This window comes from Streptomyces sp. NPDC018000 (assembly GCF_044328025.1).
Lineage (GTDB): Bacteria > Actinomycetota > Actinomycetes > Streptomycetales > Streptomycetaceae > Streptomyces.
Genome location: NZ_JBIRGM010000031.1, coordinates 23,283 through 44,056, shown reverse-complemented (window position 1 = coordinate 44,056; position 20,774 = coordinate 23,283). Strand labels below are relative to the sequence as shown.

The 20,774-nt window shown below is 69.9% G+C and carries 20 protein-coding genes; 16 read left to right on the top strand and 4 right to left on the bottom strand.

All coding sequences use genetic code 11. The annotated features are described in order from the left end of the window. The first annotated feature begins 115 nt into the window (after positions 1–115). From ACH4EW_RS30465 to ACH4EW_RS30430, 8 genes are all read left to right on the top strand, one after another. Positions 116–760, top strand: coding sequence for an HAD family hydrolase (locus tag ACH4EW_RS30465; protein WP_398262453.1), 645 nt, complete (start codon positions 116–118; stop codon positions 758–760). Between the two features lie 42 nt (positions 761–802). Beyond that, the gene (locus ACH4EW_RS30460) at positions 803–2,011 is read left to right on the top strand and encodes an MFS transporter (protein WP_398262451.1); all 1,209 of its coding nucleotides are present in this window, start codon (positions 803–805) and stop codon (positions 2,009–2,011) included. Further along, a complete protein-coding gene (locus ACH4EW_RS30455; RefSeq protein WP_398262449.1) occupies positions 1,980–3,152 on the top strand; it encodes an acetoin utilization protein AcuC in 1,173 nt (390 codons plus the stop codon). Before ACH4EW_RS30460 ends, ACH4EW_RS30455 begins: the two co-directional genes overlap by 32 nt. A 121-nt stretch (positions 3,153–3,273) precedes the next feature. Continuing rightward, complete coding sequence (locus ACH4EW_RS30450; RefSeq protein WP_398262447.1) at positions 3,274–4,089, top strand: phosphatase; 816 nt, start codon at positions 3,274–3,276, stop codon at positions 4,087–4,089. 128 nt (positions 4,090–4,217) lie between these two features. Further along, complete coding sequence (locus ACH4EW_RS30445; protein WP_014046653.1) at positions 4,218–4,430, top strand: helix-turn-helix domain-containing protein; 213 nt, start codon at positions 4,218–4,220, stop codon at positions 4,428–4,430. 110 nt (positions 4,431–4,540) lie between these two features. Continuing rightward, positions 4,541–4,639, top strand: coding sequence for a 30S ribosomal protein bS22 (locus ACH4EW_RS30440; RefSeq protein WP_003948845.1), 99 nt, complete (start codon positions 4,541–4,543; stop codon positions 4,637–4,639). Positions 4,640–4,826: 187 nt separating this feature from the next. Further along, positions 4,827–5,921: an NAD-dependent epimerase/dehydratase family protein gene (locus tag ACH4EW_RS30435; RefSeq protein WP_398262445.1), complete on the top strand. Its 1,095-nt coding sequence runs from the start codon at positions 4,827–4,829 to the stop codon at positions 5,919–5,921. A gap of 15 nt (positions 5,922–5,936) precedes the next feature. Further along, positions 5,937–7,004 (top strand): lysophospholipid acyltransferase family protein, encoded by a 1,068-nt coding sequence (locus tag ACH4EW_RS30430; RefSeq protein ID WP_398262443.1) that lies wholly within the window; start codon positions 5,937–5,939, stop codon positions 7,002–7,004. Positions 7,005–7,093: 89 nt separating this feature from the next. Here ACH4EW_RS30430 and ACH4EW_RS30425 read toward each other — a convergent pair whose 3' ends face one another. The 3 genes from ACH4EW_RS30425 to ACH4EW_RS30415 all read right to left on the bottom strand — a co-directional run bounded on the left by ACH4EW_RS30425 (position 7,094) and on the right by ACH4EW_RS30415 (position 10,599). Then, the gene (locus ACH4EW_RS30425; RefSeq protein ID WP_398262441.1) at positions 7,094–8,281 is read right to left on the bottom strand and encodes a DUF5667 domain-containing protein; all 1,188 of its coding nucleotides are present in this window, start codon (positions 8,279–8,281) and stop codon (positions 7,094–7,096) included. Positions 8,282–8,505: 224 nt separating this feature from the next. Next, a complete protein-coding gene (locus ACH4EW_RS30420; protein WP_398262439.1) occupies positions 8,506–9,282 on the bottom strand; it encodes an ECF subfamily RNA polymerase sigma factor, BldN family in 777 nt (258 codons plus the stop codon). A gap of 366 nt (positions 9,283–9,648) precedes the next feature. Continuing rightward, on the bottom strand, positions 9,649–10,599 hold the full coding sequence (locus tag ACH4EW_RS30415) for an HAD family hydrolase (protein ID WP_398262437.1): 951 nt from the start codon (positions 10,597–10,599) through the stop codon (positions 9,649–9,651). A 169-nt stretch (positions 10,600–10,768) separates the two neighbouring features. Between ACH4EW_RS30415 and ACH4EW_RS30410 the strand changes: the two genes are divergently transcribed. From ACH4EW_RS30410 to ACH4EW_RS30375, 8 genes are all read left to right on the top strand, one after another. Beyond that, positions 10,769–11,044 carry a glutaredoxin family protein gene (locus ACH4EW_RS30410; protein WP_398262435.1) on the top strand — a complete coding sequence of 92 codons (276 nt, stop codon included), beginning with the start codon at positions 10,769–10,771 and terminating at the stop codon, positions 11,042–11,044. A gap of 272 nt (positions 11,045–11,316) precedes the next feature. Beyond that, positions 11,317–12,084, top strand: coding sequence for a redox-sensing transcriptional repressor Rex (locus ACH4EW_RS30405; RefSeq protein ID WP_398262433.1), 768 nt, complete (start codon positions 11,317–11,319; stop codon positions 12,082–12,084). Next, complete coding sequence (locus tag ACH4EW_RS30400) at positions 12,081–13,574, top strand: glutamyl-tRNA reductase (protein WP_398262431.1); 1,494 nt, start codon at positions 12,081–12,083, stop codon at positions 13,572–13,574. Before ACH4EW_RS30405 ends, ACH4EW_RS30400 begins: the two co-directional genes overlap by 4 nt. Continuing rightward, complete coding sequence (gene hemC / locus ACH4EW_RS30395; protein WP_398262429.1) at positions 13,571–14,551, top strand: hydroxymethylbilane synthase; 981 nt, start codon at positions 13,571–13,573, stop codon at positions 14,549–14,551. Before ACH4EW_RS30400 ends, hemC begins: the two co-directional genes overlap by 4 nt. Then, positions 14,548–16,218: a uroporphyrinogen-III synthase gene (locus tag ACH4EW_RS30390; RefSeq protein ID WP_398262427.1), complete on the top strand. Its 1,671-nt coding sequence runs from the start codon at positions 14,548–14,550 to the stop codon at positions 16,216–16,218. The genes hemC and ACH4EW_RS30390 overlap by 4 nt, the downstream gene beginning before the upstream one ends. Before the next feature lie 147 nt (positions 16,219–16,365). Continuing rightward, the gene (gene hemB / locus ACH4EW_RS30385; protein WP_398262425.1) at positions 16,366–17,364 is read left to right on the top strand and encodes a porphobilinogen synthase; all 999 of its coding nucleotides are present in this window, start codon (positions 16,366–16,368) and stop codon (positions 17,362–17,364) included. 151 nt (positions 17,365–17,515) lie between these two features. Next, positions 17,516–18,730, top strand: coding sequence for a hypothetical protein (locus ACH4EW_RS30380; RefSeq protein ID WP_398262461.1), 1,215 nt, complete (start codon positions 17,516–17,518; stop codon positions 18,728–18,730). Between the two features lie 121 nt (positions 18,731–18,851). Then, the gene (locus tag ACH4EW_RS30375; RefSeq protein ID WP_398262423.1) at positions 18,852–19,781 is read left to right on the top strand and encodes a tyrosine-protein phosphatase; all 930 of its coding nucleotides are present in this window, start codon (positions 18,852–18,854) and stop codon (positions 19,779–19,781) included. 176 nt (positions 19,782–19,957) lie between these two features. Here the strand turns inward: ACH4EW_RS30375 and ACH4EW_RS30370 are convergent, their stop codons facing one another. After that, entirely contained in the window at positions 19,958–20,770 is an 813-nt protein-coding gene (locus tag ACH4EW_RS30370; RefSeq protein WP_398262421.1) for a DUF6597 domain-containing transcriptional factor, read from the bottom strand. Positions 20,771–20,774: the final 4 nt, after the last annotated feature.

The window sequence follows — 20,774 nt, the reverse complement described above, 5'->3', positions numbered from 1 at the left end:
GTACTGCAGGGGGGACCCTGTGGGAGAGTAGGACGCCGCCGAACTCCTTTTCGGGAAAGCCCCGTGCCCTTGTGGCACGGGGCTTTTCTGCGTTCTGAGCGTCTAGGCTCGAACCATGCGCTACGAACTGGTCATCTTCGACAACGACGGTGTGCTCGTGGACAGCGAGCCGATCTCCAACACCATCCTGGCCGAGTACCTCACGGAGCTCGGTCACCCCACCTCGTACCAGGAGTGTCTTCGCGACTACATGGGGTCTGCCGTGGACCGGGTGCACGATCTCGTCGAGGAGAGGACCGGGGAGAAGCTACCCGCGGACTTCGACGAGACGCTCCACTCGCGGATCTTCGCTGCGTTCCAGCAGGAGCTGGAGCCGGTGGCGGGTGTCGACGACGTGCTGGGGAAGCTTGTCGCCGACGGGGTCGCCTACTGCGTCGCGTCCTCCAGCAGCCATGAGCGGATCAGAGTCGGGCATCGCAAGACCGGCCTCGACCAGTGGTTCGAGGAGGAGTGGATCTTCAGCGCGGAGGATGTGGGGCAGGGAAAGCCGGCGCCCGATCTGTTCCTGCGTGCCGCCGAGCGGATGGGCGTACCTCCTGAGCGGTGCGTCGTCATCGAGGACAGTCCGCTCGGAGTGGAGGCGGCCAGGGCCGCGGGGATGGATGTGTACGGGTTTACGTCGATGATGCCGGCGGACCGGCTCGCCGGGGTGATCGGGCACTTCTCCGACATGAGTCAACTGCGGGAACTGCTCGCCTGATCCATCTACCCACGGGTAGAGACTGGCCCTACGCTCACGGCCATGACAGATGCTCGGTTGCGGCACGGCAGGGCCTCCCTCGCGTTGAGCTTCTTCGTACAGGGAGTCACCTTTGCCCTTCTCGTGACGCGGATTCCCGCCATCCAGGACCGGTACGGGATATCCGACGGGCTGTTGCCGGTGTTCCTGGCCGCTGTACCGATCCTGGCCGGGACGGGCAGCGTGGTCACCGAGAAGGTGGTCGCGCGGGTACGGCCCGGGGCGGTACTGAGGTGGGCGCAGCCTGTCGTGCTGCTCGCGCTGCTCGGTGCCGGGGCCGGGAGCGCGTTGTGGGAGGCGGCACTGGCACTCGGTGTGTTCGGGCTTGCCGTCGGGGCGCTGGATGCCTCCATGAACATGATGGGGGTCAGCCTTCAGCGGGCGTACGGGCGTTCCATCATGCTCGGGTTCCATGCCGTGTACAGCCTGGGCGGGATCGCCGGGGCGTCCATGGCGTGGGCCGGGGCCCACTGGGATCTGTCGCTGCTGGTCTCGTACCTGCCGGCGGTTGTCGTGCTGCTGCCCGTAGCGTTCATCGGGAGCCGGTGGTACGTGGCCGGCGTGTCGGTGAAGCAGGGGCCGGGGGAGGCGCAGGGGAAGGGGGCCGCCTCGGTCTCCTTCAAGTTGCTGATGCCGCTCTGTCTGGTGATGAGCTTCGCGTACATCGGGGACTCGACGGTCTCCAACTGGAGTGCCAAGTATCTGCAGGACGTGCTGGGGAGCTCGGAGCAGCTGTCGACCGTTCCGTACAACGTCTACATGGTGACGACGCTGCTGGGGCGGGCTGTCGGGGACTTCGGGGTGCGGCGGTTCGGGGCCGTGGCCGTGGTGCGGTTCGGGAGTGTGCTGGCTGCTGCCGGGTTCTGTGTGATGGCGGTGGCCGGTGGGGCGTGGGTGGGGATGCTCGGGTTCACTCTGCTGGGGCTCGGGCTGTGTGTGATCGTGCCGCAGACGTTTGCCGCTGCCGGGCGAATATTTCCCGGGGCGAGTGATACGGCCGTCGCGCGGCTGAATGTCTTCAACTATGTGGGATTCCTGGTGGGGTCGCCGCTGGTGGGGGCGCTCGGGGACGCCTGGAGCTATCGGGGGGCGATGCTCGTGCCGATGGTGTTGGTGCTTGCGACGCTTGTGTATGCCAAGTCGTTCGGCGCGGAGCCTGCTGCCCGATACGGTGACGGGCATGAGCGGCCGCACACAGTTGATGTGGGATGACGCAGTAACGGGATACGACTTCGGGGAAGCCCATCCGATGGACCCCGTCAGACTCGCCCTGACGATGGGGCTGGTGCGGGCGTTCGGGCTGGACGGTGCGGTGGACGTGGTGGCGGCCAAGCCCGCCGGGGAGTCCACGTTGCGGCTGGTGCACCGTCAGGACTACGTGGCCGCCGTGCGCGCCGCCTCTGCGGATCCGAAGCACGCCGATCAGAACTACGGTCTCGGGACGGTGGACGATCCCGCGTTCGTGGGGATGCACGAGGTGTCGGCGCTGATCGCCGGGCAGTCGGTGGCGGCGGCCGAGGCGGTGTGGCGCGGCGACACCGCGCATGCCGTGAACTTCGCGGGCGGGCTGCACCATGCCATGCCGGGCGGTGCGGCGGGGTTCTGCATCTACAACGATCCGGCGCTCGCCATCGCGCGGCTGCTGGAGCTGGGTGCGGAGCGGGTCGCGTACATCGATGTGGATGTGCACCATGGGGACGGGGTGCAGGCGGCCTTCTGGGAGGATCCGCGGGTTCTGACCGTGTCGCTGCACGAGCACCCGCGCACGCTTTTTCCGCAGACCGGATGGCCGGAGGAGACCGGTTCCGGGGCGGGCGAAGGCAGTGCCGTGAATGTGGCGCTGCCGGCCGGTACGGGGGACGCGGGGTGGCTGCGGGCGTTCCATGCGGTGGTGCCGGAACTGCTGGCGGACTTCCGGCCGCAGGTGCTGGTGAGTCAGCACGGGGCCGATACGCATTTCGAGGATCCTCTCGCTCATTTCGCGGTGTCGCTGGACGCGCAGCGGGCGGTGATGGCGGCTTGTCACGATCTCGTCCATGAGTACGTGGACGGCGGGCGCTGGGTGGCGCTGGGCGGAGGCGGCTACGCGGTGGTCGATGTGGTGCCGCGGTCCTGGGCGCATCTGGTGGGGATTGCCGCGCATGCGCCGGTGGACCCGGAGTCGGTGATTCCGTCCTCGTGGCGGGACGAGGTCTATGCCCGGACGCGGCAACTGGGGCCGGCCCGGATGACGGACGGGCGTACTCCTTCCTGGAAGTTGTGGGAGGAGGGGTACGACCCCGCGGACCGGCTGGATCAGGCGGTGCTGGCGACCAGGCGGGCGGCGTTTCCGTTGCGGGGGCTGCTGACCTGAGGCGGGCGGTGCGGTCGCGGTGTGGCCGATTTTGCGCGGTGGCGGGGAATGGTTGCGCCAACGGTGGGGCGTAACCGGGTTTCTGGCCCCCCGTCCGGGTGATTGGGGGAGCATCGGTGGGGTGTTGAGCACCGGAGCGCTGCGTGCGCATCTGCTGGCGGCCCGGCTGGCCGGGCCCGTGGCCACATCGAGGGAAGTCAGTCTGCGGAGCTATCGGCTCTTCGCGGCCCGCGACCCGCGGGTGATGCTCGGCCTCGACCCCGAACGGGGCTGGAAAGAGGCCGATCTTCTTCGTCTCATGGCCGACAAGTGCGGGGTCTCGGACGATCCTGCTCATGTCTCGGGCCCTGATGTGATCGATCCGGAGCTGACCCTGGCACGTCTGGATGCCTTTGCCGGGCGGCTGTCGTATGCCGCGGTTCGGCGGACGCCGGTGTTGTTCGGGACCGGTCATCCCCACCGGCTGCTCGGTTTCTACGCAGAGTTGGCAGACGCCATGTCGGCGGCCGGGTGTCCCGTACTCACTCCGGCGCAGGGGCGATGTATCGACATAACGACCCGGTTCGGCGTACGCACGTACCGCCTCGACTACGTACGAGGTGTTGCGATGGTGCGCGAATCCGGCGTGCGCGCTCCCGGTGGTGACACCGGCGCACACACCCATTCGCCGTTGCCGGTCCGGGTCGCTCTGGAGGCGGTCGCGGAGAGCTGCGGACGGCTGCCGGAGCTGGTCGTCGGGGACCACGGATGGGTCTGCGGGGCAGGTCAGCTGGGCATTGAGGCGATCGGTGTCGGGGATACGGACGATCCGGCGCTGTTCGTCGGGGAGGCCGAGGGGCGGGTGTCGGTCGCCGTTCCGCTCGACGACGCGGTGCGGTCCGCCTACTACCGGCCGCTCACTCGCTATGTACTCAATCGGGCGTGTCTGTCACAGTAGGCGGCCGATCGTCTCTCCTCTTCCCCACTCGCATCACGCGCCCCTAACCTGGGGAGTGAGCGCACAACGACGAAGAGTCACCGGAGGGGAAGCCGGTGCACGTCTCGTGTGGAAGGTACAGGTGGGTCATGGCTGCTGGCAGCGAGAGGCCTCTCAACGAGGTCAAGTTTCTGACCGTGGCGGAAGTCGCCTCGGTCATGAGGGTGTCGAAGATGACCGTGTACCGCTTGGTGCACAGTGGTCATCTGCCGGCGATCCGGGTGGGGAGGTCCTTCCGGGTTCCGGAGCAAGCGGTTCACGAGTATCTCCGCGAGTCGTTTGTGGGGGTGGAGTCCGCCTGAGGTTCACCTCGGATTACGCCCCTCACGCGGTGGCGGGTAGGCTAGGCCGACGTAGGTCGTGTGGGCCCAGACGCCCCGCACCAGTGAAGAAGAAGTGAGCGAGGGTAGTCGTGGGCTCTGTTATCAAGAAGCGGCGCAAGCGGATGGCCAAGAAGAAGCACCGCAAGCTCCTCAAGCGCACGCGCGTTCAGCGTCGCAACAAGAAGTAGGCGAACGCAGTTCGTGAATCCGCAGCCCTTCCGCCGACATGGCGGGAGGGCTGCGGTGCGTTGTCGGCGGAACGTACGCGCATTCGGGCCAAAGACTTGATGGAAGGCCGCCGTGCGGTCATCGCAGGGCAACATCCACCCGCTACGGTGACGGCCAGGGGAAACCTTTCGACGGAAGGCGCTGATCTTGGGGAAGGTCGTGCTGGTCACGGGAGCGGCCCGGCAGCTGGGCGGCCGCTTCGTGCGGCGCATCCAGCGGGATCCGGAAGTGGACCGGGTGATCGCCGTCGACGCGGCCGCGCCCGGACATCGGTTGGGCGACGCCGACTTCGTCCGCGCGGACATCCGCCAGCCCGCGATCGCCAGAGTTCTCGCCGAGCACTCCGTCGACACGGTCGTCCATCTGGACGTCTCCGCCAAGGCGGTCGGCACGGGTGGCCGGACGGTGGTCAAGGAGACCAATGTCATCGGCACGATGCAGCTGCTCGGTGCGTGCCAGAAGTCGCCGAGCGTACGGCGGCTGGTGATCAAGTCCAGTACGAATGTGTACGGCTCCGCTCCCCGGGATCCTGCGGTCTTCACCGAGACCACCCCGCCCAAGTCCCTGCCGAGCGGGGGTTTCGCCAAGGACGTGGTGGAGGTCGAGGGGTACGTACGGGGCTTCGCACGCCGTCGGCCGGACGTCGCCGTGTGTGTGCTCAGGTTCGCGAACATCCTGGGGCCGGAGGCGGATTCGCCGCTCGCCGACTATCTGGCGCTGCCCGTACTGCCGACGGTGTTCGGATACGACCCGAGGCTCCAGTTCGTGCACGAGGACGATGTCGTCGACGTACTGGGAATCGCCTCGCGTGAGCCGGGACGCGGGACGCTGAACAGCGGCACCTTCAACATCGCCGGGGACGGCGTGCTGTTGCTCTCGCAGTGCTCGCGGCGGCTGGGGCGGCCGACGATGCCGCTGCTGCTGCCCGCTGTCACCTGGGTGGGCCAGGCGCTGCGTACGGTCGGCATGACGGACTTCTCGCCGGAACAGATCCGGCTGCTCACCCACGGCCGGGTCGTCTCCACCGTCCAGATGCGCGAGACCCTGGGTTTCCACCCGCGGTTCAGTACCGCGGAGACGTTCGCGGAGTTCGCGCGCAGCCAGGAGCCGGGACTGCTGCCGCCGGAGGCGGTGGGCAGAGCGGTCGACCGGCTGGCCTCCATGCTGTTCGCCGGGGCGGCCGGCGAAGTTCCGGGGACCACCGGGGCGGGCGACACACACCCGTCCCCCAGCGCCAGGTAGAGGAGCGCATCGACGATGGCGGATGCCAAGGTCATTCCGTTCGACGACGACCGTTCGCGGTCGGGCGGCTCACCGCGCTCTGCGCGACGCCGGTCCGCAGGGGGCGGCAGCCGGGGCCCAGGGCCCTCGGCGGCCTCTGCGGTCGGGACCGCGGCTGTCAGTGCTCTTCCGGGGCAGCAGGACGTCTCGCTGCCGCAGGTGGAGCCCGAGCAGGCCGGGCAGCCCCCGGAGGGGGCCGAGCGCGGTGGCTGGGACCGGCGCATCGCCGGCGGGCTCGCGTTCCTGCGGCGGCGCGTCACCGGTGAGTACGACGTCGACGAGTTCGGGTACGACAAGGAGCTGACCGATCAGGTCCTGATGTCGATGCTGCGGCCGATGTACGAGAAGTACTTCCGGGTCGAGGTGAAGGGCATCGAGAACATCCCGTCCGACGGCGGGGCGCTCATAGTGTCCAACCATTCGGGGACGGTGCCGCTCGACGGGCTGATGCTCCAGGTCGCCGTGCACGACAACCATCCGGCGGGGCGGCATCTGCGGCTGCTCGCCGCCGACCTCGTCTTCGTGCTGCCGGTGGTCAACGAGCTTGCCCGCAAGGCCGGGCACACGCTGGCCTGTACGGAGGACGCGGAGCGGCTGCTGCGGCAAGGCGAGGTCGTCGGGGTGATGCCGGAGGGCTTCAAGGGCATCGGCAAGCCGTTCGGTGAGCGGTACAAGCTGCAGCGCTTCGGGCGGGGCGGCTTTGTGTCCACGGCGCTGAGGGCCGGGGTGCCGATCGTTCCGTGCTCGATCGTGGGGGCGGAGGAGATCTACCCGATGATCGGCAACTCGAAGACGCTGGCGCGGCTGCTGGGGTTTCCGTACTTCCCGATCACGCCGACGTTTCCCTGGCTGGGGCCGCTCGGGGCGGTGCCGTTGCCGACGAAGTGGACGATTCAGTTCGGGGAGCCGATTTCCACGAGCGGGTATCCGGTGGAGGCGGCGGAGGATCCGATGCTGATGTTCAATCTGACGGATCAGGTGCGGGAGCAGATTCAGCACACGCTGTACAAGTTGTTGGTGCAGCGGAGGTCGGTGTTCTTCTGAGGGGTGCGCGCGAGGCGTACCGGGGGCGCCCGGTGGGCGCTTCGTCCTTGATCGCCGGACGGGCCTTGACTGCCCGTCCGGCGATCGAGCTAGGGCGTGTTCTCGCCGTTGATTCCCAGGCCGGGGAGCAGGCCGGGGAGGAGCGGGGGCAGGGTTACGTCCGGGGCGGGCGGGGGGCTGACGCGGCCGTTGGTGGATGGCGTGGCGCCCGGGGGCGGGGTGCCGGGAAGGCTGTCCGTGCCGCCGGTGATCAGGCCGTCGGACGGGGTGTTGCCGGAGTCGGACGGGTGGGGCGAGGTGCTGCCGCCCGTACCGCCTTGTGAGGCTTCCGGTGACGAGGGCGAGGACTGGTCCGTACGGGACGGTCCTGTGCCCTGCTCCGTTTCTTCCGACTGCTGCGAACCGCTGTTCCTGTCCGGGGTGCGGGGCAGCAGCGACTGCAGCGGTTCGACCTCTTCGTCTATGGCGTCGAAGACCGAGCTGACCTGGTCGCCGACATCGCTCAGCTGTACGGGCAGCCGGTCGCGCAGGTTGCTCCAGCTGTTGCGGTGCGAGCGGGAGAAGGACTCCAGGGTCTGGATCGGGCCGATGGCGCCGTCCCGCTGGTAGGCGGAGCGGAGCAGGCGGTGGCCCTCGGTGGCGTCGTGCGTCATGCCGTTGAGCGTGCGCCTGACCTCGCCGAGCTGTTCGTGGTCCAGATCGCCGGAGCGGGCGCGCTCCATCAGCCGGCGGGCTTCGCTGAGCCGGGTCGATGCCTGGTCGAGGTAGACCTCGCCGCGGTCGGCATCGCCACTGGCCATGCCGAGGTGGATGTCCTCCATGCCGCGCTTGAGCCCGTACAGCGAATCACCCGGCAGGGCGTCGGAACTGGCAGCGGCCACTCCGCCGAAGGCTCCCGCCGCCACACCGACGGTGAGTCCGCCGGCCGCGAGGCCCTTCGTCCAGCGTGAGCGCGGTCGCAATTTCCGGAGCGGAGAGGCTCGGTGGGTCCCCTTGGTCCGCTGGTCGGGCACCGTAGGGCCCGCGGACGCACCGCCCTCGGCAAACATGGCCTCCATAGCGGCGACGAGCTGGGCTCGCTGCACCACTTTGACTTCGGGATCCAACTCCGGTCGCGGTAGTTCACCGAGGCCGTTCGCCAGGGCCAACAGCGGTCCGTGGGCGGCCGGTTCGGCCGGTCCCTCGGGCTGTACGGCCGCCGCACCGTGGAGCGACTGCTCCTCCAGGGCCTGGGCGAAGGCGTTCGCCCGCCGGTGTGCCGAAACGTTTGCGATCACTGGCGGCACCTCCTCTCGTCATGACGGTCGACTCCCCTGGGGGTTCGGAAGGTTGCACACCTTGAGCGCTTCCACACGAAAGAGTGAGTGTCGGCGGACATGGGGCGACGACAGGGGGCCTGCAACCGGCACAACGAGGGGCGCGGCACTTGGGTTACGCACGAAAGATGATCGGACCAGTGCGCGATGAACATATCGTCGGGAGTGATTCGGCCGGGGTGGGGTCAGCGGGCATCGTCCGGAAGGAGCCGGGCCAGGGTGCGGACGGCGCGGTACTGGAGAGTCTTGATCGCGCCCTCGTTCTTGCCCATGACCCGGGCGGTCTCGGCGACCGAGAGGCCTTGCAGGAAACGCAGGGTCACGCACTCCTGCTGCTGGGGGTTGAGCCGCCGCACGGCCTGCAGCAGTGCGGCGTTGGAGAGGGACTCCAGGACGGAGTCCTCCGGGCTGCGCTCGACCTCGTTGGCGTCGAGCATTTCGCCGGTGGTCACCTCCAGCCGGAAGCGGCTGGACTTGAAGTGGTCGGCGACCAGGTTGCGGGCGATCGTGACCAGCCAGGCACCGAAGTCCCGGCCCTGCCAGGTGAACGTGGAGATGCGGCGCAGGGCGCGCAGGAAGGTCTCACTGGTGAGGTCCTCCGCCGTCGCCTTGCCGCCCACGCGGTAGTAGATGTAGCGGTAGACGGTGTCGCTGTACTGGTCGTAGAGGCGGCCGAATGCGTCGGCCTCGCCGGCCTGTGCGCGCTCGACGAGTTCCATCATGCGCGCGCTGTCGCTGTCGGCGGCGGGCCGGCGAACGGTGGACGTAGTAGTTGCGCCGCGGTTGCTGCGTCTTCCGACCGCCGCACCGCGTTCGGCCATGGCGTAGCAAGGGCCGACAGGTGCAGGGGCGGCAAATGCGGGTACGGCGTACGCGGTGGGGACGAAGCCGCGCAAGCGGTTGGCGACCGATGCGCGCAGCGTAGCCAGGCCCGAGGCGTCAACCCCGACGTGTGGGTACACGGGACTCCCAGAGGCAGAGCTTCCATCACGTGCAGTGCGAAACCGTCACTCGTCGTAGTGAGTGGTGGGCTCCGGAATGCGTCTGAGGAGAATAACGCTTCGTACAGGGATTGCTACGCCCAGTTGCTAAAATCACCGATTACGTCGTTTCTGTAGCAACTAATCGACGCATCAAGTGGCACATCGTGACCGGTTATTGATCGGACTACTTCGCGATCTGCCTATGGGCGCGACGGGTTGTGGTCGGGTGCGAGCAAGCCGACTGGCGGGAGCGGCCGGTGGGCAAGGGGCTCCGATCGGTGGCAGGCGTTCGGGCATGGCCCGGCGCCGCCCGGCGGGATCGGGCGGGGCGCGAACGGGTGTGCGTCAGCGGCGGCGGCGGTGCAGGGCGACGGCAGCCGCGGTGCCGCCCGCGAGGGCGCCGACACCGGCCGCGGCCGGGATGCCGACCTTGGCCGCCTTGCGGCCTGTCCGGTAGTCCCGCAGCCGCCAGTCGAGCGCGCGGGCGTGCTTGCGGAGCTTGGCGTCCGGGTTGATCGCGTACGGGTGTCCGACCAGGGACAGCATCGGGATGTCGTTGTGCGAATCGCTGTACGCCGCACAGCGATCGAGGTCCAGGCCCTCGGCGGCCGCCAGGGCGCGGACCGCCTCGGCCTTCGCGGGGCCGTGCAGCGGCTCGCCGACCAGGCGGCCGGTGTAGACGCCGTCGACGGATTCGGCGACCGTTCCGAGTGCGCCGGTCAGGCCGAGGCGGCGGGCGATGATCGTGGCGGTCTCCACCGGGGCGGCGGTGACCAGCCAGACCCGTTGTCCGGCGTCGAGGTGGGCCTGGGCGAGGGCGCGGGTGCCGGGCCAGATGCGGTCGGCCATGTACTCGTCGTAGATCTCCTCGCCGATGGACATCAGCTCGGAGACGCGGTGGCCCTTGACGATGGACAGGGCGCTGTCGCGGGCGTCCTGCATGTGTTCCGGGTCCTCGACGCCGGCCAGTCTGAACCAGGCCTGCTGCCAGGCGAACCTGGTCAGCTCGCGGCGCTGGAAGAACTTCCGCTTGTACAGGCCCCGGCCGAAGTGGAAGATCGCCGCGCCCTGCATCACGGTGTTGTCCAGGTCGAAGAAGGCGGCGGCCCGTTCGTCGCCGACGACGGGGAAGGGTGCCTCGGTCGCGCCGGGGACAGAGGTGTCCTGGTCGGTGGCGGAGGACTGATCGTCGGGGAGAGAGGACTTCCGCGCTGCCTCAGCTGCTGCCTCGCCTGCCAGCACGCTCCGTGCTGTCGCGGGGCGCCTACGGGGTGTGAGCCATCCAAGAGCCGCCATGTCGTGAGCATAGCCAGTCGGTCCGTCCCTTCCCGACCTGCCGCGATGCCGTGCCGTGAACTCTCGGTTGCCGATTTGCCGAACGGGCGATCCGGGGCGTATCGGATCAGGGGGGAGGAGGTCCCCGGCCGGCTCGGAGCGGCGGTCCTTCCCGGCGCAGAATGAATCCATGAGTGCACTGCTGCGACGAACGAAGAAGAAGCCCGCGGACCGGGTGGTGACCCTGGTCGGGAAGCCCGGATGTCACCTCTGTGACGACGCGAGGGCGGTGGTGCGGGAGGTCTGTGCGGAGACCGGTGCGTCCTGGGAGGAGAAGGACATTACCCAGGACGAGGAGCTGCATCGGGAGTACTGGGAGCAGATCCCGGTTGTCCTGATTGATAACGAACAGCACACATTCTGGCGGGTGGACCCGGTGAGGCTGCGCAACGCACTGCGTTCGTGAGGAAAACGCGGTTACCATCGTGGGCGTTTTGAGTGGTCTCGGGGGAGTGGTTATGAGGAGTGTGAACCGCTTTGCCCCCTTCGGGCCTGCAACGGGCTGATGCGATCCCTGGTTCCGGGATCGCGCGACGAATGTGCGTGACCCCGGTCACTTTGACCGGACAAAACGGACACTATCTTTGTGCACACGTTCACAAAGACATAGCCTGCATTCGACGGGGCGGCCTTGGGACATGCGGCCGCCTGCAGCCCCGCTCATCCCGCAGGAGCACCGTGGCAACTGGCCGAAATCACCGACCGGCGACTCGTAGCCGAGGAATTCCCGAGGCCACCGTCGCCCGGCTTCCGCTGTATCTGCGCGCACTGACCGCGCTCTCCGAGCGCTCGGTCCCCACGGTCTCGTCCGAGGAGCTCGCAGCGGCGGCGGGGGTCAACTCTGCCAAGTTGCGCAAGGACTTCAGCTACCTGGGGTCCTACGGGACGCGTGGTGTCGGGTACGACGTCGAGTATCTCGTCTACCAGATCTCCCGCGAACTCGGGCTCACTCAGGACTGGCCGGTCGTGATCGTCGGTATCGGTAACCTCGGCGCCGCGCTCGCCAACTACGGCGGCTTCGCCTCCCGTGGTTTCCGGGTTGCCGCACTGATCGACGCCGACCCGGCGATGGCCGGAACGCCCGTCGCCGGGATTCCCGTGCAGCACGCCGACGAACTGGAGCAGATCGTCGGCGACAACGGCGTGTCGATCGGTGTCATCTCAACCCCGGCCGGTGCCGCTCAGCAGGTCTGCGACCGGCTCGTCGCCGCGGGCGTCACCTCCATCCTGAACTTCGCGCCGACGGTGCTCTCCGTGCCCGACGGCGTCGACGTCCGCAAGGTCGACCTCTCCATCGAGCTTCAGATCCTCGCCTTCCACGAGCAGCGCAAGGCCGGCGAGGACGTCACCGAGAGCATCCCGGACCCGACCGCATCGCCCGTGAGTACCGCCACCGGGGGCCGGAAAGGACCTGACGGGGACATGCCCGCCGTGATGCCGACATGAGTCTTCTTGTCGTTGGGCTGAGCCATCGCAGCGCCCCCGTCTCCGTACTGGAGCGGGCCTCGCTGGCTGCCGAGACGCAGGCCAGGCTGCTCCACGACGCCCTCGCCGCGGAGCCCGCGGCCGAGGCCGCCGTGCTGGCCACCTGCAACCGCATCGAGCTGTACGCCGACGTGGACAAGTTCCACGCGGGCGTCGCCGAGCTGTCCACGCTCCTCGCCCAGCACAGCGGCGTCGGGCTGGACGAGCTCACTCCGTATCTCTATGTGCACTACGAGGACCGGGCCGTCCACCACCTCTTCTCGGTGGCCTGCGGGCTGGACTCGATGGTCGTCGGCGAGGGTCAGATCCTCGGCCAGATCAAGGACGCGCTGGCGCTGGGGCAGGAGCTCCACACCGCCGGCCGGCTGCTGAACGACCTGTTCCAGCAGGCCCTGCGGGTCGGCAAGCGCGCCCACAGCGAGACCGGGATCGACCGGGCCGGGCAGTCGCTCGTCACCTTCGGCCTCGAACAGCTCGCGGCCGGTGCGGATGTCGCCGACTGGGCCAGGGGCAAGCGCGCCCTGGTGATCGGCGCCGGCTCGATGTCCTCGCTGGCCGCCGCCACCCTGGCCCGTACCGGTGTCGCCGAGATCGTCGTCGCCAACCGGACCCGGGCCCGCGCCGACCGGCTCGTCGAGATCCTGGGCCAGCCCGGTGGTACCGGAGTGGCCGCTCACGCCGTGGAGATGGCCGCGGTCCCCGACGAACTGACACGTGCCGACGTCGTCGTCTCGTGCACCGGCGCGACGGGTCTCGTGCTGACCGCCGAGGCCGTCGCCGGAGCGCTCGGCCTGGCCTTCGACCCAGGGCACGAGGCGCCCGCCGCGACCGTCCCCGCGCCGCCCGCCGACGCCGACCGGCACGCCGCCTGGGTGGAGAACGGCACCGCCGGTACGGTGCGCCAGGCCGCCCGCCGGACCACCGTGCCCGCCCATGGCACCGGCCCCGTCCGCCTCGCCCTGCTCGACCTCGCCATGCCGCGCGACATCGACGGAGCCACCGCCCGCCTCGACGGTGTGCGCCTCGTCGACATCGAGTCGCTCGCCGAAGCGTCCGCGGACGCCCCGATGGCCGCCGACGTGGACCAGGTACGCGCCATCGTCGCCGACGAGGTCGCCGCCTTCGGCGCGGCCCAGCGCGCCGCCCACATCACCCCGACCGTCGTCGCCCTGCGCACCATGGCCGCCGATGTGGTGACCGGTGAGATCGCGCGGCTCGACGGACGCCTCCCCGACCTGGACGAGAAGCAGCGCGCCGAGATCACGCAGACCGTGCGCCGCGTCGTCGACAAGCTCCTGCACGCGCCCACCGTGCGGGTCAAGCAGCTCGCCAGCGAGCCCGGCGGCGCCGGGTACGCCGATGCGCTGCGGGAACTCTTCGACCTCGACCCGCAGACGGTCGCCGCCGTCTCCCGGGCAGACCTGAACGACCCGAATCGAGGGCGGTCATGACCGACAACTCACCCCTGGGCGCCACCAAGCCGCTGAGGCTGGGGACCCGGCGCAGCAAGCTCGCCATGGCGCAGTCCGGCCTCGTCGCCGACGCGGTCAGCGAGGTGACCGGGCGCGCCGTCGAGCTCGTCGAGATCACCACGTACGGCGACACCTCCCGGGAGCATCTCGCGCAGATCGGCGGCACCGGCGTGTTCGTCGCCGCGCTGCGCGAGGCGCTGCTGCGCGGCGAGGTGGACTTCGCCGTCCACTCGCTCAAGGATCTGCCGACCGCCCAGCCCGAGGGCCTCGTGCTGGCCGCCGTACCGGTGCGCGAGGACCCGCGCGACGTACTGGTGGCGCGAGACGGGCTGACCTTCGAGCAGCTGCCGTCCGGTGCCCGCATCGGCACCGGCTCGCCGCGCCGCATGGCGCAGCTCAACGCGTACGCCCGTAACCACGGCCTCGACATCGAGACCGTGCCGATCCGGGGGAATGTCGATACGCGTATCGGATATGTACGAAGCGGGGAGCTCGACGCGGTGGTACTCGCCGCGGCCGGGCTCAGCCGCCTCGGCCGGACCGGTGAGGCGACAGACTTCCTGTCGCTCGACACCGTCCTGCCTGCTCCCGGCCAGGGAGCACTGGCGATCGAATGCGCTGCGACCAGCGCAGACCTCGCCGCCGCGCTCGCCGAGCTCGACGACCCGTACACGCGGGCCGCCGTGACCGCCGAGCGTGCCCTGCTCGCCGCCCTGGAGGCCGGTTGCTCCGCACCTGTGGGTGCGCTGGCCGACCTCCTGGTCGACGGACAGGCTGTCAACGAACTGCGCCTGCGCGGTGTCGTCGGTTCCACCGACGGTTCCTCGCTGGTACAGATGTCCACCACCGGTCCCGTCCCCACGTCGCACGACGACGCGGCGGCCCTCGGTCGCGAACTCGCGGCCGAGATGCTCGCCAAGGGTGCGGCCGGTCTTATGGGGGAGCGAGCACTTTGAGCCCCACCGGCCCCGCAGCATCCGACTTTCCGATCCTGTCCGCACAAGGGCACGTCACCTTCCTCGGCGCCGGTCCCGGCGACCCGGGACTGCTGACTCTGCGCGCTGTCGAGGCGCTCGCGAGCGCGGACGTCCTTGTCGCTGAGCCGGACGTTCTCGGCGTCGTTCGCTGCCATGCGCGGGCAGGCGTAAGCGCGCCTGAGCTGACGGTTGTTGACGCACAGTCTGCAGCCGCCGGTGTCCCCGTGCTCAGGGATGCGGTCAATCTTGTCATGGAGGCAGCCAGGGGCGGCAGGCGGGTCGTCCGTGCCGTTTCCGGCGACCCGGGGCTGGACGGGAGCGCCGGCGCCGAGATGCTCGCCTGCGCCAGCGCCGGTATCCCCTTCGAGGTCGTGCCGGGTGTCGCCAACGCTGTGGGCGTGCCCGCGTACGCCGGTGTGCCGCTGCGTGACGCGCAGGGCGCCGACGTCCGGTTCGTCGACGCCCGTACCGCCTCGGACCGGTGCTGGACCGAGGTCGGCGCGAGCGATGCCACGGCCGTCATCTCGACGACCCTCGACTCGGTGGCCTCGGCCGCCGGTGAGCTGGTCTCGGCGGGCCGCAAGCCCGACACCCCGCTGGCCGTGACGGTGGCCGGTACGACCACTCGCCAGCGCACCTGGACGGCGACCCTCGGGACGATCGCCCAGGTCCTGAAGCAGGCGAAGGTCCTTCCGTCGCCGGACGGGCACCAGCCCGTCATAGCCGTGGTCGGTGAGCGCAGCTCCGCCGCCCAGCAGGACCAGCTCGCGTGGTTCGAGTCCAAGCCGCTCTTCGGCTGGAAGGTGCTCGTCCCGCGCACGAAGGAGCAGGCGGCGTCGCTCTCCGACCAGCTTCGTTCGTACGGTGCCGTGCCGTACGAGGTCCCGACGATCGCGGTCGAGCCGCCTCGTACGCCCCAGCAGATGGAGCGCGCGGTCAAGGGCCTGGTCACGGGCCGCTACGAGTGGATCGCCTTCACCAGCGTCAACGCCGTGAAGGCCGTCCGGGAGAAGTTCGAGGAGTACGGGCTCGACGCCCGTGCCTTTGCCGGGATCAAGGTCGCGGCCGTCGGCGAGCAGACCGCCGCCGCGCTCGTCGACTTCGGTGTGAAGCCGGACCTGGTGCCGTCCGGTGAGCAGTCCGCCGCCGGTCTGCTGGAGGACTGGCCGCCGTACGACCCGGTCTTCGACCCGATCGACCGCGTCTTCCTGCCGCGCGCCGACATCGCCACCGAGACGCTGGTGGCCGGGCTGATCGAGCTGGGCTGGGAGGTCGACGACGTCACCGCGTACCGGACGGTCCGCGCCTCGCCGCCGCCCGCCGACACGCGTGAGGCCATCAAGGGCGGCGGCTTCGACGCGGTGCTCTTCACCTCGTCGTCGACCGTACGGAACCTCGTCGGCATCGCGGGCAAGCCGCACAACGTGACGGTCATCGCGTGTATCGGCCCTGCGACGGCGAAGACCGCCGAGGAGCACGGCCTGCGCGTCGACGTCCTGTCGCCGGAGCCTTCGGTGCACAAGCTGGCCGAGGCCCTCGCCGCGTTCGGTTCGCAGCGCCGGGAGGCGGCGAAGGAGGCCGGTGACCCGGTGACGCGGCCGAGCGAGCGGCGTCCGGGGGCGCGGCGGCGTCGTACGACGACCTGACCGGCCCGGTCGACGGTGACAGGGGTCCGGCTGCTTCGGCGGCCGGGCCCCTGTCCGGTTTCCGGCCCGGTTTCCGGTCCGCTTCCCGGTCTTTTTCCGGTACGGGTGTCGGTAAGACGGTGATGTGTACGGGTCTAATCTCGAAGGATGACTGTGTACGGAAACTTCCCCGGCTCCCGCCCCCGGCGGCTGCGGACGACCCCGGCGATGCGGCGCATGGTCGCCGAGACACGGCTCGACCCGGCGAATCTGATCCTGCCCGCGTTCGTGCGCGAGGGCATCGACACGCCCGTCGCCATCTCGGCCATGCCCGGCGTCCAGCAGCACACCCTGGACACCCTGCGGAAGGCCGCCGTCGAGGCGGTGTCGGCCGGGGTCTCGGGGATCATGCTCTTCGGCGTCCCCACGGACGAGAAGAAGGACGCCCGGGGCACGGCGGGCACGGACCCGGACGGCATCCTCCAGGTCGCTCTGCGCGCGGTACGGGAGGAGGTCGGTGACGATCTCGTCGTCATGTCGGACCTGTGCCTGGACGAGTACACCGACCACGGCCACTGCGGTGTCCTGACCGCCGAGGGCCGCGTCGACAACGACGCGACGCTGGAGCGGTACGCCGAGATGGCCCAGGTCCAGGCCGACGCGGGCGCCCATGTGGTCGGCCCCAGCGGCATGATGGACGGCCAGGTCGGTGTCGTCCGTGACGCGCTCGACCAGACGGGCCACGAGGACGTCTCGATCCTCGCCTACACGGCGAAGTACTCGTCGGCGTTCTACGGGCCGTTCCGCGAGGCCGTCGGCTCCTCGCTCAAGGGCGACCGCAAGACGTACCAGCAGGACCCGGCGAATGCCCGCGAGTCGCTGCGCGAGCTGGCGCTCGACCTCGAAGAGGGCGCCGACATGGTCATGGTCAAGCCGGCCGGACCGTACCTCGACATCCTGGCGAAGGTCGCCGACTCGGTGGACGTGCCGGTTGCCGCGTACCAGATCAGCGGCGAGTACGCGATGATCGAGGCCGCCGCCGAGAAGGGCTGGATCGACCGGGACGCGGCGATCATGGAGAGCCTGACCGGGATCCGGCGGGCCGGTGCGCAGATGATCCTGACGTACTGGGCGACGGAGGTCGCGCAGCGGCTGGGGCGCGCGTAGGGCCTGCCGCCGGGGGGTCCTGGACCGACCCGACCGGCAAGGTTTGTCCCGTCGCGAGGGGAAAAACCTTGCCGGTCGCGGCACTTGTCATCGGACGGAATCAGCCGCTGGCTACACGCACGAGCCGGGCAGCCGCTACGGTGCTGTTGTGATGATCGACGGGGAGGACACGGCATCCGGGACTGCGCTGCTGCTCGCGGCGGCCCCGGTAGGCAAGACCCGTCTTGTTGACGCAACCAGCGTCCTGCCTCCGCTCGCGGCGGTCCCGCCCAGCATCCTGACCGGCACGGCAGCGGCCACCATCGTCGAGCTCGCCGACCCGACCGACCCGCAGACCGTCCTCACCCGCATCCGCGCCGCGGCCGCCACACCCGGTCCACTCACCGTTTACATCACCGGACAGCTCCATCTCGACCACAAGCAGCGCCTGATCCACCTCGCGCTCGCCCGGACCACGCCGACCACCTTGCGTTACACCGGATTGCCCTGGCACTGGCTGGCCGGCGAACTCAAACTGCGCCGCCCGGGCACCACCACCGTCGTCACCGATGTGGTCGCCGCCCCGGACGCCTGGCAGCAGCTCCGTACCGAGGGTCTCGTCCTCGGCCACGGGATCCGCGTATACGGCCGGATCACCCCGCCGCCGCCCCGCCACCGGCTCGTGGAACCGGCCTACCTGAAGGCCTTCGCCGCCACCTGGCGCAGCGGCGTCAACCCGCCGCTCGCCCAGCTCCACGAAGAGGCCGCCGCCCAGGCCGGACCCGACGACGCACTGTTCCTGGCCGTCGACGACACAGCCGTCCCCGCCGCTGCCCCTGCGGCGTCGGATGTCCAGGTACGGAACCGGTCACGCCAGGAGCCTGCACCTGTTCCGACGGCGCCCGCTCCGGTTTCGGAGAACACCGAGGTGGCCGAAGAGGATCCACTGCCCGCGATTTTCGCCGCCGCCCACGCGGGGCGGCACGGCGAGGCCGCGTCACTGATAGCCATGTGGGAGGGATGGGCTCTGCGTACCTACGGCGCGGGCTCCGTGCAGGCCATCCACTGGCTGGAGGTCCGGGCCGACCTCGCTCGTCTCGCCGGTGATCCGGCGCGTAGCTGCGAGTTGTGGATGGCTGCCGCCGACGCCCGCCTTGCCCGGCAACAGTCCCCGGACGACCCTGCCGTAGAAGGAGCCGTGGACCGCGCCCACCACCAGTGGCAGGAACTTCGCGACCCGCAGCGGGCCCGGGAACTCGGCCCGGCCCTGGTCTCGTTGCGCCGCCACGTTCCTGGCCGGCGCTCCGGGGCGGTCGACGCCGTCCAGCGCCGACTGGAGATGCTGCACACCATGCCCCCGGTGGCGGCCCGTCGTGCGGCATCCTGACGAGGGACGGTTCACCGGCCGCATCCCCCTTTTGGCCGGCTGCCCCGTGCTGTCGGGTATTCAGTTCTTGTGGCCTCCGCGCTACCGTCCCGCCTCCACGCAGGAGGAAGGACACCCCCTGATGAGAAACACAGTCCGCGGTGGGCTCGCGCTCGCCGCCGTGGTGGCGCTCGTCGGCCCGCTCGTTCCCGCCGCAGCGGCAGCCGCAGCCGCAGCCGGCCGTGCCCCGGCCGTACACGCCGCATCCCTGTCGACGCTCACGGCAGGTCGGGTGCGGGAAATACCGGGCACCGTCAACGCCCGTGACGTGGGCGGCTATCGGACGTACGACGGGGAGACGACCCGGTGGTCCGTGGTGTACCGGTCGGATTCGCTGGCGAAGCTCCCGCCGGAGGGCGTGACCGCGCTGGGCGGGCTGGGTCTGTCCGCCGTGATCGATCTGCGTACACCGGCCGAGGTCCAGGCCGACGGTGCCGACAAGCTGCCGGCCGGGGTCACGGCCGTCGCCCTGCCGGTGGACGACACGTCTCTGTTCGCGTTCATCGGCTCCGTGGTCCTCTCGAAGGACCCGGCCCACCAGCAGGCGCAGTTGGGCGACGGCAAGGCGGAGGAGCGGATGCGCGCGCTGTATCGCGGCTTCGTCACCAACTCGGCGAACCGTGCCGCGCTCGGCGCCGCCGTGAAGCGGGTGGCGAACTCCGCCGGCCCGGTGCTGTTCCACTGCTCGGCGGGCAAGGACCGCACGGGCGTCCTGGCCGACACGATCCTGCGGGCGGTCGGTGTGCCGTCAGCCACGGCCGAGGGCGACTATCTGCTGTCGAACGAGCTGCGTGCCGACGCCGACAAGGCGCTGCGGGACCAGGTGAAGGCGGCCGGGTACATGCAGAACCCCGACCTCCTGATCCCCTTGCAGGAAGTCCGCTCCTCCTACCTCGCCGCCTTCCGAGATCAAGCCACCGCGAGTTATGGGTCGTTCGGGAAGTTCCTGACCGACGGACTCGGCCTGGACTTCGCCACGCTGTACCGGCTGCGGGAGCGGCTCGTCACCTGACCCGGGCGCGTCAGCACACAACTGCGGCACCTGCGGGCAGGGGCTGCGGCGCCGGCCGAGGGCCTGGGACCGGCCGGGGGCCTGGGGACCGTTCGACGGTCCGGGAGTCGGCCGTTTTGGTGGCCGTGGCTCGGGCGGTCGGTAACGGACCGGTCCGTCCGGCGCCGAGCCTCCGGTCAGCGCTGGGCGAAGGCTGTCGGGGGGACGCCGACCGTCGTCGTGAAGTCCCGGATCAGATGGGCCTGGTCGCTGTACCCGAGTTCCGCGGCGAGAGCCGCCCAGTCCACCTCCGGCTCCGTCTCGGCCCGCTCCAGCGCCTCGTGGATGCGGTAGCGGAGGATGACCCACTTGGGGCCGACGCCGACGTACGCGGCGAAGAGCCGTTGCAGCGAGCGCGACGAGAGCCCTTCGACGCGGGCGAGCTGGTCGACGCGGCGCACCGTGCGGTCCGTGCGCACCAGGTCGACCAGGGCCATTGCCCGGTCCACCTGCGGGTCCGGTTCCGGGGCGAGCGCCAGCAGGTACGCGTCGAGCGCGGCCACCCGGGCGTCCTCGTCCGCCTGGTCCAGCACGGCCGACGGTGAGGAGGGCGGGGCGAACACCTGGTCGGCGGGAAGCCGCCGCCCCGTCCATGCGGAGACCGGGCGGTCCGGCGCGAACGGACGGAACCCACCGGGCCGGAACTGCGCCCCGCAGACCCGTCCCCGGCCCTCGAGCTTCTGTGTGAAGAGATCCAGACCGATGCCAGAGACCTCCGCGAAACCGGCGTCGTGGCCCTGCCCGGTCTCGTATTGCTGGAAGACCAGGTTCACGGACGGGTGTGGCACCAGGTGGGAGGCGTAAGGCCGCTTCAGGTCCCAGTCGATGAGCCAGTAGTGCTCCAGGTACGGCTGCAGTGCGGAGGCGGGCTCGCGTCGGCGGAAACGTACCTGCGCGAAGAGTTCGGAGGCGTCGATGATGCCCCTGGTGTCGCGTCGAGGACCTGCCATGGCG

Excerpts from the sequence above, each read along its gene's own strand:
- ACH4EW_RS30430 (WP_398262443.1), top strand. The coding sequence starts at position 5,937 with ATGGCGGATGCCAAGGTCATTCCGTTCGACGACGACCGTTCGCGGTCG.
- hemB (WP_398262425.1), top strand. The coding sequence starts at position 16,366 with ATGACTGTGTACGGAAACTTCCCCGGCTCCCGCCCCCGGCGGCTGCGG.
- ACH4EW_RS30460 (WP_398262451.1), top strand. The coding sequence starts at position 803 with ATGACAGATGCTCGGTTGCGGCACGGCAGGGCCTCCCTCGCGTTGAGC.
- ACH4EW_RS30445 (WP_014046653.1), top strand. The coding sequence starts at position 4,218 with ATGGCTGCTGGCAGCGAGAGGCCTCTCAACGAGGTCAAGTTTCTGACC.
- ACH4EW_RS30455 (WP_398262449.1), top strand. The coding sequence starts at position 1,980 with ATGAGCGGCCGCACACAGTTGATGTGGGATGACGCAGTAACGGGATAC.
- ACH4EW_RS30380 (WP_398262461.1), top strand. The coding sequence starts at position 17,516 with ATGATCGACGGGGAGGACACGGCATCCGGGACTGCGCTGCTGCTCGCG.
- ACH4EW_RS30415 (WP_398262437.1), bottom strand. The coding sequence starts at position 10,599 with ATGGCGGCTCTTGGATGGCTCACACCCCGTAGGCGCCCCGCGACAGCA.
- ACH4EW_RS30370 (WP_398262421.1), bottom strand. The coding sequence starts at position 20,770 with ATGGCAGGTCCTCGACGCGACACCAGGGGCATCATCGACGCCTCCGAA.
- ACH4EW_RS30465 (WP_398262453.1), top strand. The coding sequence starts at position 116 with ATGCGCTACGAACTGGTCATCTTCGACAACGACGGTGTGCTCGTGGAC.
- ACH4EW_RS30400 (WP_398262431.1), top strand. The coding sequence starts at position 12,081 with ATGAGTCTTCTTGTCGTTGGGCTGAGCCATCGCAGCGCCCCCGTCTCC.
- ACH4EW_RS30375 (WP_398262423.1), top strand. The coding sequence starts at position 18,852 with ATGAGAAACACAGTCCGCGGTGGGCTCGCGCTCGCCGCCGTGGTGGCG.
- hemC (WP_398262429.1), top strand. The coding sequence starts at position 13,571 with ATGACCGACAACTCACCCCTGGGCGCCACCAAGCCGCTGAGGCTGGGG.
- ACH4EW_RS30410 (WP_398262435.1), top strand. The coding sequence starts at position 10,769 with ATGAGTGCACTGCTGCGACGAACGAAGAAGAAGCCCGCGGACCGGGTG.